This window comes from Pseudomonas sp. ENNP23 (assembly GCF_001728945.1).
Taxonomy (GTDB): domain Bacteria; phylum Pseudomonadota; class Gammaproteobacteria; order Pseudomonadales; family Pseudomonadaceae; genus Metapseudomonas; species Metapseudomonas otitidis.
Genome location: NZ_LYSP01000061.1, coordinates 1 through 13,076, shown reverse-complemented (window position 1 = coordinate 13,076; position 13,076 = coordinate 1). Strand labels below are relative to the sequence as shown.

General features: G+C 63.1%; 13 protein-coding genes and 1 pseudogene. 1 reads left to right on the top strand and 13 read right to left on the bottom strand.

Annotated features, from left to right (window positions below; translation table 11 throughout):
* Position 1: 1 nt before the first annotated feature.
* The 12 genes from A9G05_RS24390 to A9G05_RS27480 all read right to left on the bottom strand — a co-directional run bounded on the left by A9G05_RS24390 (position 2) and on the right by A9G05_RS27480 (position 10,929).
* Entirely contained in the window at positions 2–487 is a 486-nt protein-coding gene (locus A9G05_RS24390) for a YbjN domain-containing protein (protein ID WP_069563407.1), read from the bottom strand.
* A gap of 51 nt (positions 488–538) precedes the next feature.
* Positions 539–1,174: a DNA repair protein gene (locus A9G05_RS24385; RefSeq protein ID WP_069563406.1), complete on the bottom strand. Its 636-nt coding sequence runs from the start codon at positions 1,172–1,174 to the stop codon at positions 539–541.
* Positions 1,175–1,197: 23 nt separating this feature from the next.
* Positions 1,198–2,889: a putative porin gene (locus tag A9G05_RS24380; protein ID WP_069563405.1), complete on the bottom strand. Its 1,692-nt coding sequence runs from the start codon at positions 2,887–2,889 to the stop codon at positions 1,198–1,200.
* Between the two features lie 39 nt (positions 2,890–2,928).
* On the bottom strand, positions 2,929–3,654 hold the full coding sequence (locus A9G05_RS24375) for an energy transducer TonB (RefSeq protein ID WP_083265756.1): 726 nt from the start codon (positions 3,652–3,654) through the stop codon (positions 2,929–2,931).
* Positions 3,655–3,657: 3 nt separating this feature from the next.
* Positions 3,658–4,080 carry a biopolymer transporter ExbD gene (locus A9G05_RS24370; protein WP_069563404.1) on the bottom strand — a complete coding sequence of 141 codons (423 nt, stop codon included), beginning with the start codon at positions 4,078–4,080 and terminating at the stop codon, positions 3,658–3,660.
* A gap of 10 nt (positions 4,081–4,090) precedes the next feature.
* Positions 4,091–5,956 carry a DUF2341 domain-containing protein gene (locus A9G05_RS24365; RefSeq protein WP_069563403.1) on the bottom strand — a complete coding sequence of 622 codons (1,866 nt, stop codon included), beginning with the start codon at positions 5,954–5,956 and terminating at the stop codon, positions 4,091–4,093.
* A gap of 18 nt (positions 5,957–5,974) precedes the next feature.
* On the bottom strand, positions 5,975–7,537 hold the full coding sequence (locus A9G05_RS24360; RefSeq protein WP_371850587.1) for a ShlB/FhaC/HecB family hemolysin secretion/activation protein: 1,563 nt from the start codon (positions 7,535–7,537) through the stop codon (positions 5,975–5,977).
* A gap of 163 nt (positions 7,538–7,700) precedes the next feature.
* The gene (locus A9G05_RS24355) at positions 7,701–8,300 is read right to left on the bottom strand and encodes a transposase (RefSeq protein WP_044407810.1); all 600 of its coding nucleotides are present in this window, start codon (positions 8,298–8,300) and stop codon (positions 7,701–7,703) included.
* A gap of 347 nt (positions 8,301–8,647) precedes the next feature.
* On the bottom strand, positions 8,648–8,935 hold the full coding sequence (locus tag A9G05_RS24350) for a hypothetical protein (protein WP_069563402.1): 288 nt from the start codon (positions 8,933–8,935) through the stop codon (positions 8,648–8,650).
* A 277-nt stretch (positions 8,936–9,212) separates the two neighbouring features.
* A complete protein-coding gene (locus A9G05_RS24345; protein ID WP_069563401.1) occupies positions 9,213–9,695 on the bottom strand; it encodes a hypothetical protein in 483 nt (160 codons plus the stop codon).
* A 275-nt stretch (positions 9,696–9,970) separates the two neighbouring features.
* A complete protein-coding gene (locus A9G05_RS27485) occupies positions 9,971–10,429 on the bottom strand; it encodes a hypothetical protein (RefSeq protein WP_139131247.1) in 459 nt (152 codons plus the stop codon).
* A 176-nt stretch (positions 10,430–10,605) separates the two neighbouring features.
* Entirely contained in the window at positions 10,606–10,929 is a 324-nt protein-coding gene (locus A9G05_RS27480) for a hypothetical protein (RefSeq protein WP_139131246.1), read from the bottom strand.
* 87 nt (positions 10,930–11,016) lie between these two features.
* Between A9G05_RS27480 and A9G05_RS26880 the strand changes: the two are divergent.
* Positions 11,017–11,868: pseudogene (locus tag A9G05_RS26880) on the top strand (IS5 family transposase).
* Here the strand turns inward: A9G05_RS26880 and A9G05_RS26875 are convergent.
* Positions 11,865–12,461, bottom strand: coding sequence for an imm11 family protein (locus tag A9G05_RS26875; protein WP_083272658.1), 597 nt, complete (start codon positions 12,459–12,461; stop codon positions 11,865–11,867). The pseudogene A9G05_RS26880 and the gene A9G05_RS26875 overlap by 4 nt on opposite strands.
* Between the last annotated feature and the right edge of the window lie 615 nt (positions 12,462–13,076).

The following is a 13,076-nucleotide window of genomic DNA, read 5'->3' as shown; positions in this document are numbered from 1 at the left end:
GTCAGGCCTCGGCCGCTTCGGCAGCGGGCTCGGCCTCGACGGCCGGCTCGGGATGGCGCGTGGCGCTGTCGCGGCTGAAGTCACGCAGGTAGACGATGAGCTCCTGCAGCAGGTGGTCCCACAGCTCCAGTTGGCCACGCAGGTGCTGCGGGCTGATGCCGGCGGCCACCAGGGCATCCATCTCCAGCACGAGGAAGTCACCCTGGCGCGACAGACGTGCGAAGCGCCGGGTGGCGTTCCACACCTCGGTGAGGCCGGCGGGCAGTTCGCCCTGGATGCGCAACGCGCAACTGAAGCAGTAGTCCAGGTAGGCGCCCTCCTCCCGCGCCAGGTTGCCGAAGCGCACGGCGAAGCCGATGCCCTGGCTGGCGCTGAGCAGTTGCACGATACCGCCCTGTTCGGTGCGGTTGACGCGGTAGCCGGCTTCGCGCAGGCAGTCGCCGAGCTGGTCGGGGGTGATGCTCTGGATCAGGTCCTGGGTGTTCATGCTGTCACTCCTGTGTAGGGGGGGCGCCGGCCCGTGCCGACGCCATGGGGTTCAGGGTTTGGGGGCCAGGGCGGCGTCGAACTGGGTGTCGTAGAGGCGGTCGCCGTAGGACTGCGCCAGCTCCTCGAACTTCACCCGCGCGCGGCTGGCGAAGGGCTGGCGCAGCTTCACCACGTCCGCCACGTCGATGCGCTCGTAGGCGTCGAGCACCTCGCGGGCCACCTGGTACATCTCGCGGTTGCGGGTGGTGCACTGCTGCAACTGCTCGTCGCGGGCGGCCAGATCGCCGGTCAGTTGCACGCGGGCGGCCTCCACGCCGCGGGCGCGCGTCAGCAGCTCCTCGTAGGCCTGCTTGAACTTGCCCACCTGCTCATTGCTGGCAGCCACCTGGGCCTGGGCCGCTTCGTGCAGGGCCGCCTGCTGCCCGGCCAGTTGCTCGTTCTGCTGGCGGGCCTTGGCCAGCTCCGCCTCCAGGCGCTTGATCTGCGCCTGGGCGGTGCTGAGCTGGTTTTCCGCCGCACTGCGGGCGGCAGCCGCCTGGGCCTGCTCGCTCTGCAGCGCCTGCAGTTGCTGGGTGGTGCTGCGCAGTTGGGTACGCAGGCGCTCTTCCATGCCTTCGGCGTAGGCCCCGCTGCTGCTCAACAGGGCCAGGCCAAGGGCCAGGGCGGATCGGGATCGGGTGTTCATGGCGCTCTCCTTTGCGACGCGCACTAGAAGCGCGTGTTGACCTCGAATTGCAGGACGTCGATCTCGAAGGGCGCGCCGTAGACCTCTTCCGCGCTCAGCCAGCGGGCACTGCCGTAGACGTTCTCGGCGAAGCCGTAGTTGGCGCCGACGAACCAGCCCTTGGCGTTGGTGCCACCCAGGTGGAAGGACGAGTCGTTGAAGCCGTCGGGCAGTGCGTCCGGCTCGATGCGCTTGTAGCCGGCGTAGAGGTTCCAGTCGCCGTGCTTCTTCAGGTCCAGCGCGTTGCCCAGCACGAACTGCAGCATCCAGGCGGTATCGCCGCTCTGGATGTTGCCGTTCTCGTCGACGTTGTTGGCCAGCCGGCCCGCCGAGCGCTTGTTCATCTCGCCTTCGTCGTAGGCCAGGTTGCGCACGTAGTGGGCCTGGCTGCGCAGCTTGAAGCCGTCGAACAGCGCGGTGTCCCAGACCAGGTTCAGGTCCACCAGGTTGAACTCGGAGGCCAGGCCGACGAACTGCGGCTCGGGCGTGGTGGTGGGCCGGGTGGGGTCGGGGGTGATGTTGCGCAGCAGCATCAGGGTGTTGCCCTTCTGCATGAAGGCCGGGCGCGACTCGTCGGTGTCGCAGGCCGGGGCGCCGTTCCATGGGGTGCAGGGGCTGGAGCGCTGGCCCTCGATGTCGTCGAAGCGGTAGTAGGCCAGTGCGGCCTTCAGGCTGTTGTCCGCGTCGGGTTGCCAGCGGGCGCCGATCTGCGCGCCGTAGAGCCAGTTGGTGTCGCTCTCCACCTTGTCGAAGCCGCTGCTGGTGGTGGCGGTGTCGGAGGTGTACTCCACCGGGAAGGCGCCGACGGTGCCGAACAGCCCCAGTTCGCTGTCCAGGGGCTGCTGGAAGTTCGCCGCCAGGCCATCGAGGTTGAGGTCGCCGGAGTACAGCAGGTCGGTGGTCATGAACGGGTTGGGCATGCGCCCGCCGGTGAAGGACAGGCGCTCGTCGGGCTTGTAGGTGAGGTAGCCCTGGTCCAGCCACACGTCCTTCTTGGCGAAGCCGCCGCCCAGGGTCTGGGTGGTGGACACCGGCCCGCTGTCGGAGCCGGTGGCGATGCGCAAGGCGGCACTCCAGGACGGTGACAGCGTGGCCCGCAGCCCCAACCGGGCGCGCAGCCGCAGCAGATTCTCGCGGTCCTCGCGGCTGTTGAGCAGCGGAGGCAGTTGGGTGTTGCTGCGCGGGTTGACGTCGTAGGGGCCCTTCTCGTTGAGGCGCGCGTAGTCGATCAGGCGGTCGCTGTTGTTGCTGGAGAAATAGCGCGACTCGCTGCGCAGGCGCATGTCGCCCTCCAGGCTGATGCGCGAGGCCCAATCGGGGAAGGTGTTGGGCGCGGCCCAGTTCTCCTTCTTCGCCTGGGCCATCACCTCGGCCTTCACCTCGTCGCGGATCTGGTCGCGGACGATGGCCGGCACGTACTGCACGCGCACCTCCCCCGGTGCACCGGGCGCAGGCGGTGCGGCCTGGGCGGCCGCCTGGCGGGCCTGCACGGCCTCGGCTTCGGCCTGGCGGATCAGCGCGTCGGCCTGGTCCTGCTTGAGCACCCCCTGCTGCACCAGCAGGCGGATCAGGTTGACGGTGGCGTTCTCCGAGGGCGTGGCCTGCGCCGAGGTGGCGGCCAGGCTGGCGATCACGGCGCCGATGCCCAGGGCCAGTCGGCTCATTCTGCGGATCATGGTTCTACTCCTGATGGCGTATTCGTCTCGCGGGCCCGATCAGCCGGGCCGGCGTCCTTGCAATGCGATGCGTACCGGCAGCGTCAGCGAAGCCGGCGGGCGCTCCAGGGGTGGCGCGCCACGCAGCACCGCCAGCACCTGCTGGTCGAGCGCGGGGTCGCCGCTGGAGCCGGTCAGCTCAGCGCGGGTGATGCGCCCGCTGGTGTCGATCCACACCTCGGCCTGCAGCCGGTAGGCCTGGGTGCGCAGGTCCGGGTCTTCGCGCAGCAGCTTCTGGAAGGCATACGCGAGGAACTGGCTGTAGGTGCCGTTACCCAGGCGCCCGCCGCCGCTGCCGGCCATGCCGCCGCCCTTGCCGGCGCCGATGTTGAAGGCGTCGGAACCGGCCTGGGCGTCGCCGTCCATCTGCATCGGGTTGGCCAGGTCGTCGGCGGGGGTCGGCGCCTCTTCCTGGGGCTTGACCTCCTCCGGCTCCGGGGTCGGCTCGGGCTCGGGCAGCTTCTCCTCCACCGGGGTTTCCGGCTCCGGCGGCTTCTCCGGCACCGGCGGCGGTGGTGGGGGTGGCGGCAGCGGGATGATGGCCGGGATCTTCGGCGCCTCCCGGCGCACCCCGCTCATGTCGTTGGCCCACAGCCAGAGCAGCCAGGCGAGGCCGGCGGCGACCAGCGCCCCCACGCCCCAGGCCAGCGGCCGGCGCCATCCCGGCGCGCTGCTGCGGACTTCGGCGAGCCCGCTCTCCGGGCCCTTGCTGGGAAAGGTGGTCATGGCTCAACCCTGCGGCTTGCCGGTGACCAGGCCCACCTGGGACAGCTCCAGGCGGCGCAACAGGTCCAGCACTTCGATGACCTTCTGGTACTGCACCGTGGCATCGCCACGGACGATCACCGGAAAGTCGGGGTTGAGCGCCTTCTCCGTGCGCAGCCGGTCCTCCAGCTCCGGCAGGGTCACCGGGTAGGCGTCGAGGAACACCTGGCCGCCGTCGTTCACCGAGATGGCCTTGGTCTTGGGCTGCGACAGGGAGATGGACGCGCTGGCCTTCGGCAGGTTGATCTGGATGCCGGAGACCTGGGCGGTGGCGGTGAGGATGAACATCACCAGCACCACCATGAGCACGTCCACCAGGGGCGTGATGTTGATGCTGTCGACGGCGCCGTCTTCATCGTCGTCATGGGCGCTGCTGAGGTTGGCCATGCTGCTCTCCTCAGGCGCTCAGGGGCGCAGCGCCGATGGCGTGGCCACGGCGGTGGGCCGCCTCGCTGAAGGTGCTCTCGCCGTGCACCTCCGCCAGGCGGGTGACGAACTCGTCGACGAACACCCGCATGTCCGCGTTGACCTCGCGGTTGCGGGTGGTCAGGCGGTTGTAGCCGAACAGCGCGGGAATGGCGACGAACAGGCCCATGGCGGTGGCCAGCAGCGCGGCGGCCATGCCGGGGGCGATGGCGTTGATGTTCACGTCACCGGCCATGGCCGTGCCGAGGAACACCACCATGATCCCCAGTACCGTGCCCAGCAGCCCGATGTAGGGACCGCCGGCGATGGCGTTGGACAGGGTCGACAGGCGCGAGGCCAGGGCCTGCCCCTCGCGGGTGCGCACCCCGTCCATGGAGGCGCGGATGGCCTCGATGGTGGCGGCGGAAATGGAGCCGGTGTCGGCGCCCTGGTCACGTCGGGTGCGGATCTCGCGCACCGCCACCTGATACAGGTGCCAGAGCGGCGAGTCCCCCAGGCGCTCGTGCAGTTGGCGGTCGTCGGCCAGCAGCTCCAGGCGCGTGCCGACCCGGCCGAACTGCTCGCGGAACGCCGCGTTGGCGCGCAGCACGCGGCCCAGGGTGCGGCTCTTGCGGATCATGATCACCCACGACTGGATCATCATCAGCACCAGCACGGCGATGATCACCCAGGCGTCTACCGGCACAGCCTTGAGCAGGAAGCCAAGGCTGCCGAAGCCGAAGCCGGACTGTTCCTCGTCCACGCCGTAGACCACCAGGCGCGACTCGGCACCCTGGGCGGTGGCATCGGCGAGGATCAGCGCCGCCGGGCGTGCCACCTTGGACAGGCGCAGCTCGTCGACGGCACCGGCGAAGGCCCCGAAGGTGGCCGGAACCGGCGCCTCGGGGGCAGCGCCTTCCGCTGCGACCGCCTCGCTCACCTCAGTCTGGCTGCCCGGCAGGTCCGCGCCGATGGCGATCACCGAGGCGAAGGCCGGCAGCGACAGCGCCAGGCTGCCGGACTCACGGCCGTTCACATACAGCCGCAGGGCACTGCCGTCGGCGCTCAGCGCCAGGTGCTGCCACTGCCCGCTGGCCAGGGCCTGGCCGGCCTGGGCGCGCTGGCCGTTGACCTCGACGAAGGGCACGCCCTGGGCCAGGCCCAGCAGCAGCGCATTGCCACCGTCGCGACGTGCCAGCAGCAGTTGCTCGCCGGCGGCCTGGTCGGCGCGTACCCAGGCGCTGAAGGTGAAGGCACCCCCGGCCGGCAGGGCCAGGGACGGGCTGGCCGGCAGCTGCAGCGGCTGGCCGTTGAGCTGGGCAGCGCGGCCGATCACCCCGTCGATGCTGCTGGCGGGTGCGGTCTGGGCGTGGTTGCCGTAGGCGGTAGTGTCGCGGGGCGGCGCGCCGACGGCGCCGTCGAAGTGGTAGACCAGGCTGTAGTCCGGGTCGAAGGTCAGTTGGCCGTTGCCGGTGGCCGGCGCCTTCGGGTTGCCGTAGTACATCCAGATGTCCTGGCGGTGGCCGCCCTCCACCTGGGGCACGTCCACCCAGATCAGTGCCATGCCCATCAGCGGGTCGAAGCTTTCCACCTGGTGGTTGAGCACGGTCTTGTCGTCGGCGGCGACGAAGCGGATGTCCGAGCCGTTCTCGTTGACCCCGTCGAAGGTGAAGTTGCCGGTGTGCAGGCGCACCAGCAATGGCGTGCGCCCGGCGGGCTGGTCGATGGCCGCGCCCTGGGGCGTGGTGTCGACGGTGATCTGCTTGCGGTAGAGCCAATCGTCCTGCCACCAGGCATGGGCGATCGCCGGGGCCAGGAGCCCGAGGCTGACGAGCGTGGTGAGTATCAAGCGGCGCATGGGGTCAACTCCAAGGGGTCAGAAGCTCGCCTGCACGCTGAAGTGCACGCGGGGGTCTCGTTTGCGGGTGTTCGGGCCGTCCTTCAGCGGGTAGGCCCAGTCGAGGCTGCCGGCCAGCCCGTGGGGCAGCGTGGCGCGGGTGCCGAGGCCGACGCTGGCCAGGCTGTAGCTGTCGTCCTGCTCCGGCAGCGCGTCCTGCAGGGACAACTGCGCGCCTTCGGCGAACAGGTAGAAGCGCCACTCGTCCAGGTGGCGGGCCACGCCCTTGCCCAGCAGCGGCGCCAGGGACGGCGTGCGCAATTCCTGGCCGAGCAACCAGCCGTCGTCGCCGGTGCGCTCGGCGGCCAGGTAGCCGCGCACACTGCTGGCACCGCCGGCGGAGAACTGCTCGTTGGAGACCAGCGGCCCGGAGGCCAGCTGGAACCCCAGGCGGCTGTGGCTCTGCCAGTCGTCGCCGAAGGTCAGGGTGTAGGTGGCATCGCCCTTGAACAGGGCAAAGCCCGGCTTGGCCCGGTAGCGCTTGTAGTCGAACGCCTCGTCGTCGCTGCCGTAGCCCAGCAGGCTGTGGGTGCCGGCCACCAGGGACAGGCCGAGGCTGAACTGCGAGCGCTCGGTGTAGCGGTAGCCGGTGTAGCCGAGGGTGATCGGCGCGTAGCGGATCGGCACCTGGTCCTGGCTGCCACCGAACTGCAGGGACTCCTCGAAGTCCTTGAACTCCACCCCCACCGACAGCGAGTGCGCCCAGGGCCCGACCGGCGGCACTGCGTAGGCCAGGGACACCCCGTAGGCGTGGCCCTTGCCCAGCACGTTGCTGCCGCCCAGGGTGGCCACGTTGCTGTCGGACTGGTAACCGGAGAGCTGCAGTGTCCAGCGGGCATCCAGCGGCGCGCTGTAGCTGCCGGACCAGACCTCGGCGTTGTCGCGGTCCTCCGGCGCGGTGAAGTAGGTCAGCGAGGCCGCGTGACCCCGCTGCCAGAGGTTGGTGTAGCCGAGGCTGACCACCGAGCGCAGCTTCTCGGTGTCGGCGCTGTAGTCGTTGTTCAGGCCGATGCTGGCCTGCCAGGGGTTCTTGTCCTCCACCTGCAGGTCCACGTCCATGGTTCCCGGCCGGCGCCCCTCGCGCACCACCGGCACCACCTGGCGCCCGGGGTTGCGGTTGGCAGCGGCCAGCTCGGCCTGGACCCGGCCGAAGTCCGGCACCTGGCCTTCCTGCAGGGCCGGCACCTCGTCGCGCACCGCCAGCGGCGAGTAGTGCTGGGCGCCCATCACCCGCACCCGGCCGACGCGGGTCTCGCTCACCTGCAGGTAGACCACGCCGCCCTCCACCTGCTGCTCCGGCAGCTCGACGAAGACCGACTGGTAGCCCAGGGCCTGGTAGCGCTGCTGCAGCGCGTCGCGGGCGCCCTCGATGTCGGCCAGGGTGCGTTGCGGGCCGAGGAACGGGTAGACCGCCGCCTCGATGTCCCGCGCCTGCAGCACGCTGTTGCCACGCACCACGTATTCGTTGACGTCGACCCGGCGCGCCGCACCCTCGCCCTCCTCCGTGCCCCGGGCCGTACCGGCCAGCAGCGCCAGAGCCAGGAGCGAAGGTGCGAACGGCACGCGGCCGTGGCGCAGGTGCCGGTTGAATGACTGAAGAACCACACAGCCCCCTCGTGAAATGGCGCCACGCTGGCGTGCGCCGTCCTGTGGGCGGGCCGTGCCTGGGGCCGGGCCACCCATGGTTGTCGTTGGTGTATCGGGCCTAGCGAGCGCGAGCCTGCGCCGCGTGACGGGCGATCCAGGTGTGCAGCTGGGCGAAGTTCGGGGTGAATTCCGGTGTGCTCATCAGCGACGGTGCGAACACCTCGCTGATGGCCCGTTCCAGCAGGCGGACGGCCTGGGCGTTGTCCAGCACCTCGCCGAGGTCACGGACGAAGGCGCTGAAGCCCCAGACCCGCTGGTTCAATTGCAGACCGACGAACCAGCGGAACAGCAGGTTGTAGTTGAGCTGCTCGTAGAGCTGCTTCTCGCTGGGCAGCGAATACAGCACCTGCAGCACCAGCGCCTGCAGCAGCGCCCGCAAGGGCACCTGCAGCTGACGGGTACGGGCCCAACCCTGCAACGCCTCCAGGGCCGGCTCCAGCAGCGCATCCAGTTGCGGCTTGAGCACCACCAGCGAGTGGCCCGGGGGGATGTAGCTGGACACCTCCTTGAGCGCGCTCTGCCAGTCCTCCTGGGACACGATCCACACCCAGGGCGCGCCGTAGCGATAGACCGAGACGGGCTTCTTGCGCGCCGCCTCGACGATCTTCGACAGGCGCTGGTCCAGCTCCTGCATCCCCACCTTCGCGAATCCGTCCATCTTCCCCATCGCCGTTGCTCCACTGCCTGGCCGGGGCCCGCAAACCCGCGGGCCGAAGTGGCCGCCTTCCGTAGCGGCCGATGTGGCGCGGCGTTGTCCTTGCCGTCGTCGTTCCACATTCCCTTGACCGGCGCCCGGCGAAGGCACCGAACTTTTGTCATCGAATCTTCATGAACGGCGACGGAAGGACGGGGTTTGCGGGGGTGGAAAGCGTCTGGAATGGGTATTACGGGGCGGTGGGGATCGCCTTCGCCTGGCAGATGCGGGAGCGGACGAGCACTGAAACGGCCCTGCGGAAATGAAAAGGCCCGGCTGATGCCGGGCCTCTTCGGGAAGACGTGAAGGGTTCAGTCGACGGTGCTCAAGCGGTCACGCTGCACTGCCTCGCGAGCCGCACGGAGCAGGTCATAGGCATCCGACAGCAACAGGTTGGCCGCCTCGGCTACGTTGGCCAGGTAACGCCCATCAGCACAGGAACCCTCCATGTACGCGAAGCTGGCCAGCAAATCGCGCGCGGCCATCAGGCGGTACTCGGCTGTTTCCTGGAGATCCAGATAGGACCGGCTGCCATCGAGCAAGAGAACGGAAGAACCGGAGGGGTTGGCGGAGAGCGGGCGCAGGTCAGAGTCAGTCATGGCAAAGACCTCCGCGGCTGCACAGATGGTTGGACGCGGATGAAGAAAAGACAGGCATATCGAGAGGGGCGCGAGTCATAACGCGATGCTCCTAGCGTGAGAAAAAAGCGCCTGCACTCGAATGGTAGGCGCCGGTACGCCTAGAGTTTTCGACCGGCCAAGGTCGGCTACGGGATTGACCGCAGCGGGCGGACTATAGGAGGCAGCAGGAAAGCTCGCAAGGGAAAAAAGAGCGGCAGTCGCCTGACGCCCTCGGAAAAGAGGTGAGTCGCCGCCATTAACTCAACAAAAAATCTTGCACTTCTACGGCCTCTACAGAGCCGTTGGTCACCAATACCCCTACACCCAGTTGAGAGTCAAAAACTGCATCAAATATGAAGCCGATCTGACGCACGCCGGGATCAAAGGGATACATGACCTTGATGCCTATCAGGGTAACCAGCTTCCCCATATCCCCAACCGAACTCACTTGAGGTGCTTTCTCATTTACCTCACACGCATCAAGGCACTCCCTGAACTCGCTCAACCTGTCGTTGTAGTAATTGAAAACGGCCTCTTCAACAGAGGAGCAGATGAAGGCCGAATCAAGAAGAAACTCCCTGTACGCAAGCCGCTGAGTCTCGGAAATCGGATCACCATCAAACGTCTGAACAACCAACTCCACCTCAGAGCGCTCTTGGAAGATCACCACCTCACATGAACCCGTCCAGACCCCATCAAACCTCAGCTCATCAAAGTCTTCATCCAAAACAATTTCCACGCTTTAAAACCTCCAGCAAAGACTCTCGACAGCACCATAGGCGCCCCCCGAATCTAACAGCAACCCATATTTAAAAAGCCAAGCAAAATACCCAACCTTGAACCTTTAAATCTCCAACAAATTACCAATCGATCATGAGGGCCGATATAGCTGAATCATCGAACCCCCAATCAGGCCGCCATCACTCTTCCCATTTCAGCCAAGATGGATCAACTCCTACCCAGAACCACCGACAACATAATAAAAACCCGATGAGCGCCAGCCCCAATCAGAACTCAGACAAGCAAGCCGCAATAGTCATGCATATATTCATCATACTCAGTGACACCCCAGACATGACCATCCAACTTATCTATATAAACAACTCCCCCCGCCCTTTCCTCTGAACCTCCCACCATTGAGAAGGCCCAGAACAACGGCGAATCATCGGCAACTCGCGCCCCTTCAAACGCCACACTCCGCCCCATTAGAGCGGCGTAATCCTTGGCCAAACAGAAAGCTTCTTCCCTGCTGATATTCGGATTTTCTCTATAAGCGACAGGGACGTTCATAGCCTCAAACCCGTTACGCCTCAACTCGACCACAAGGGTAACCAGCCTGATGCGCTCCACATTCACACCCAGATAGCCAGAGCCATAAATCCTGGCCTCACTGGAAAAACCTTTATCGAACACACTCAAAAACCTAAGATATTCGGAATGCACAGGCTGCTTAAGATATAAATCACAGATCACACTACCTCCCATATTTGTCACAACCGCCCCAACACATACCAAACTAAAAAAATCTAACCACCCCCACAAACTGGCGCACTTCCATAACAGTCCGAATCTCTATAATTTTTTCAGTTTCACGCCTCACGATATCGGGCGTTTTACTTCATAAAAGCCGACAAAATCAGGGCACTTCATCAGGACTCTGCAACCTTATACAGAATCCGCCCCCAAATTGAACTCAGCCGCTGCCAGAAATTTTCATCATAGTGGTAGTCGCGATCCAACCCCAAACAAACCGCTATTTCCACGACCTCACCGCCAATAAATTTCTCATTCAACTTCAAATCCATGACCTCCAGCAGCAAATACTCAAAGGCCATCTCATACTCGCCATGCGTCATATAATGTGAAATATCAGAAAAAGCCTCTTTACTGATATCCGAACGAATAAGCATAAGCTTCTCAGAAATCCAATTTCTTATTTCAAGAGCATCCAGACACACCTCAACCACTCCCATCACTCACCGAACCACCAAGTGAATTCTAGGTTCTGTACGAAAAGTCGGTACAGGTAGAATCGCCACCATGATTGGCTGGAGGCCCACATGGCAAGGCGCTACGAACTCCCAGATGCGGGCTGGGAGTTGATCAAGGATCTGGTTGCCCCGGAGCAGAAGATGGGCCGACCTCGAAGTGATGATCGGCTGGTGCTCAACGGCATCTTTTGGATCCTCTGCTCCGGAGCCGCCTGGCGTGACCTGCCGGAGCGTTTCGGTCCATGGTCGACGGTTTATCAGCGATTCCGTGATTGGCGAGATGACGGCATGTTTGAACGAGTCCTTGAACGATTGCACATTCGGTTGAATCAGGAGGGCCTGATTGATCTGGATACGTGGATGATCGACTCCACTGCAGTGCGCGCAACCCGAGCGAGCCTCTTCTGGCGCCGGGAAATAAGGGGGGACAGAAGAACCGATTGACCATGCACTGGGGCGCAGTCGAGGTGGCCTGACCACCAAAATTCATCTGGTCTGTGATGCCAACAGGATACCTCTTCGCTTCCTGCTTTCACCGGGGCAAGCCAGCGACTTTACCCATGCACAACCACTTCTTGATCAGGTTCGTATCCCCGGAAAGTGGCGGCCTCGTAAACGCTACCGTTGGTTACTGGCAGACAAAGGTTACGATGTCGAACATCTGCGCCAGCACTGCGACCGCTACAGCATGAAGCCGGTAATTCCGCAGCGCACCATGAAGCGCAGACCCAAACCGGGGCTATCTCGACTTTTTGATTGACCGAAATATCGGCAGCGCAACATCGAGCGGATGTTCGGCTGGCTAAAAGAGAACCGAAGAATCGGTACCCGTTACGACAAGCTCGCCAGGAATTTTGCCGCAATGGTCACCCTGGTGTGTACGCAGCGATGCTTACACTAGCATTTTCGTACAGAACCTAGGCAACAGTTACTCGATCACCGCTGACCGATTCAAAAGCGGCCCCAGTCACACCTGCGCTTTCAAAGCGGAGCTTTATCTCCTCGCTGACTATTAGCGCACCCAAATATTTTTTCAACCTAAAAACATGATGCGATCCAATTCTTGCTGGATCAACAACCAAATTAAAGAAAGAGCGATAATCGCCTGCCATATCCGGCCTTACAGGGTCACAAAAATCGTACTTACTGAAATCTGATCGCTCTTCATCGACGCAATCAATTTGCGTTTCAACAATCATCAGGAAGTAATCCTGAACAACATGCTTCCCTTCTATCTCAACTGGCTCAAAAACGACATTTCGGTATGGCTCATCGATCTCTGGCAATCCAGACAACGCACCACAGGCCTTCGCGCTCAAAACGGGAACACTAGCGTAGCCAGCAAGAGAGTAGTCAACCTCATCACCATCAAATCGAACATCAAGGGTATATCTGCCAGGCTCCATAAAATTCACTGGCGGGTTACTAAAATGCCAATTATTCACATGCCTAACATCACCAAGAACCCATTTATCAAGAGTTTCATTATCCTGCCCGAGCAAATAATATTTCACGCCATTACCCCACAGCTCATTAAATTACCAGACTTCCTAATTGAGGACCGCACCAACAGATGTGCACATTCAAAACATAAACTCTAAATTTTCTGAACCACCAACTTAAATAACCGCCCCCGAGGAATCGATTATCAAAACCTCTTAAGCAGCCAGACTATACTCTGACCAGACGGAACACTTATTGGAGACATATCATCCCAAGCAATTACAAAACACCAAGCGAGCCATAAAGAATGTTTTCTCTTTCAAGTAAAGCGAGAGCAATTTCTCAGCAACTGGAAGAGAAAATTAAAACAGAACACCTCACGACTAACGAAGAAAATTTAGCGCAAATCCGGCGTTATCGCCATACAAATAGCCTTACCAAACTTCATGCGTCTCCGCTCTGTAATTTTTTTCAATTCGCTCAACAAGTAGCGGGGCACTGATGATTCCCTCTGTTGGATACAGTAACTCCTCAGGGAGCAGACATCTCTCCAATCGAACCGCATCACCTCCACTCCACAACCAGATAGAACCTCCTGGGCCTCCATTTCTAGAGCGGAATGTGGGGAATACCTGCAAACTCTCGGGAACTGGAGTGTTTGCAACCACGGATAGCAGACCTTGATT

Excerpts from the sequence above, each read along its gene's own strand:
- A9G05_RS24390 (WP_069563407.1), bottom strand. The coding sequence starts at position 487 with ATGAACACCCAGGACCTGATCCAGAGCATCACCCCCGACCAGCTCGGC.
- A9G05_RS24385 (WP_069563406.1), bottom strand. The coding sequence starts at position 1,174 with ATGAACACCCGATCCCGATCCGCCCTGGCCCTTGGCCTGGCCCTGTTG.
- A9G05_RS24380 (WP_069563405.1), bottom strand. The coding sequence starts at position 2,889 with ATGATCCGCAGAATGAGCCGACTGGCCCTGGGCATCGGCGCCGTGATC.
- A9G05_RS24375 (WP_083265756.1), bottom strand. The coding sequence starts at position 3,654 with ATGACCACCTTTCCCAGCAAGGGCCCGGAGAGCGGGCTCGCCGAAGTC.
- A9G05_RS24370 (WP_069563404.1), bottom strand. The coding sequence starts at position 4,080 with ATGGCCAACCTCAGCAGCGCCCATGACGACGATGAAGACGGCGCCGTC.
- A9G05_RS24365 (WP_069563403.1), bottom strand. The coding sequence starts at position 5,956 with ATGCGCCGCTTGATACTCACCACGCTCGTCAGCCTCGGGCTCCTGGCC.
- A9G05_RS24355 (WP_044407810.1), bottom strand. The coding sequence starts at position 8,300 with ATGGACGGATTCGCGAAGGTGGGGATGCAGGAGCTGGACCAGCGCCTG.
- A9G05_RS24350 (WP_069563402.1), bottom strand. The coding sequence starts at position 8,935 with ATGACTGACTCTGACCTGCGCCCGCTCTCCGCCAACCCCTCCGGTTCT.
- A9G05_RS27480 (WP_139131246.1), bottom strand. The coding sequence starts at position 10,929 with ATGGGAGTGGTTGAGGTGTGTCTGGATGCTCTTGAAATAAGAAATTGG.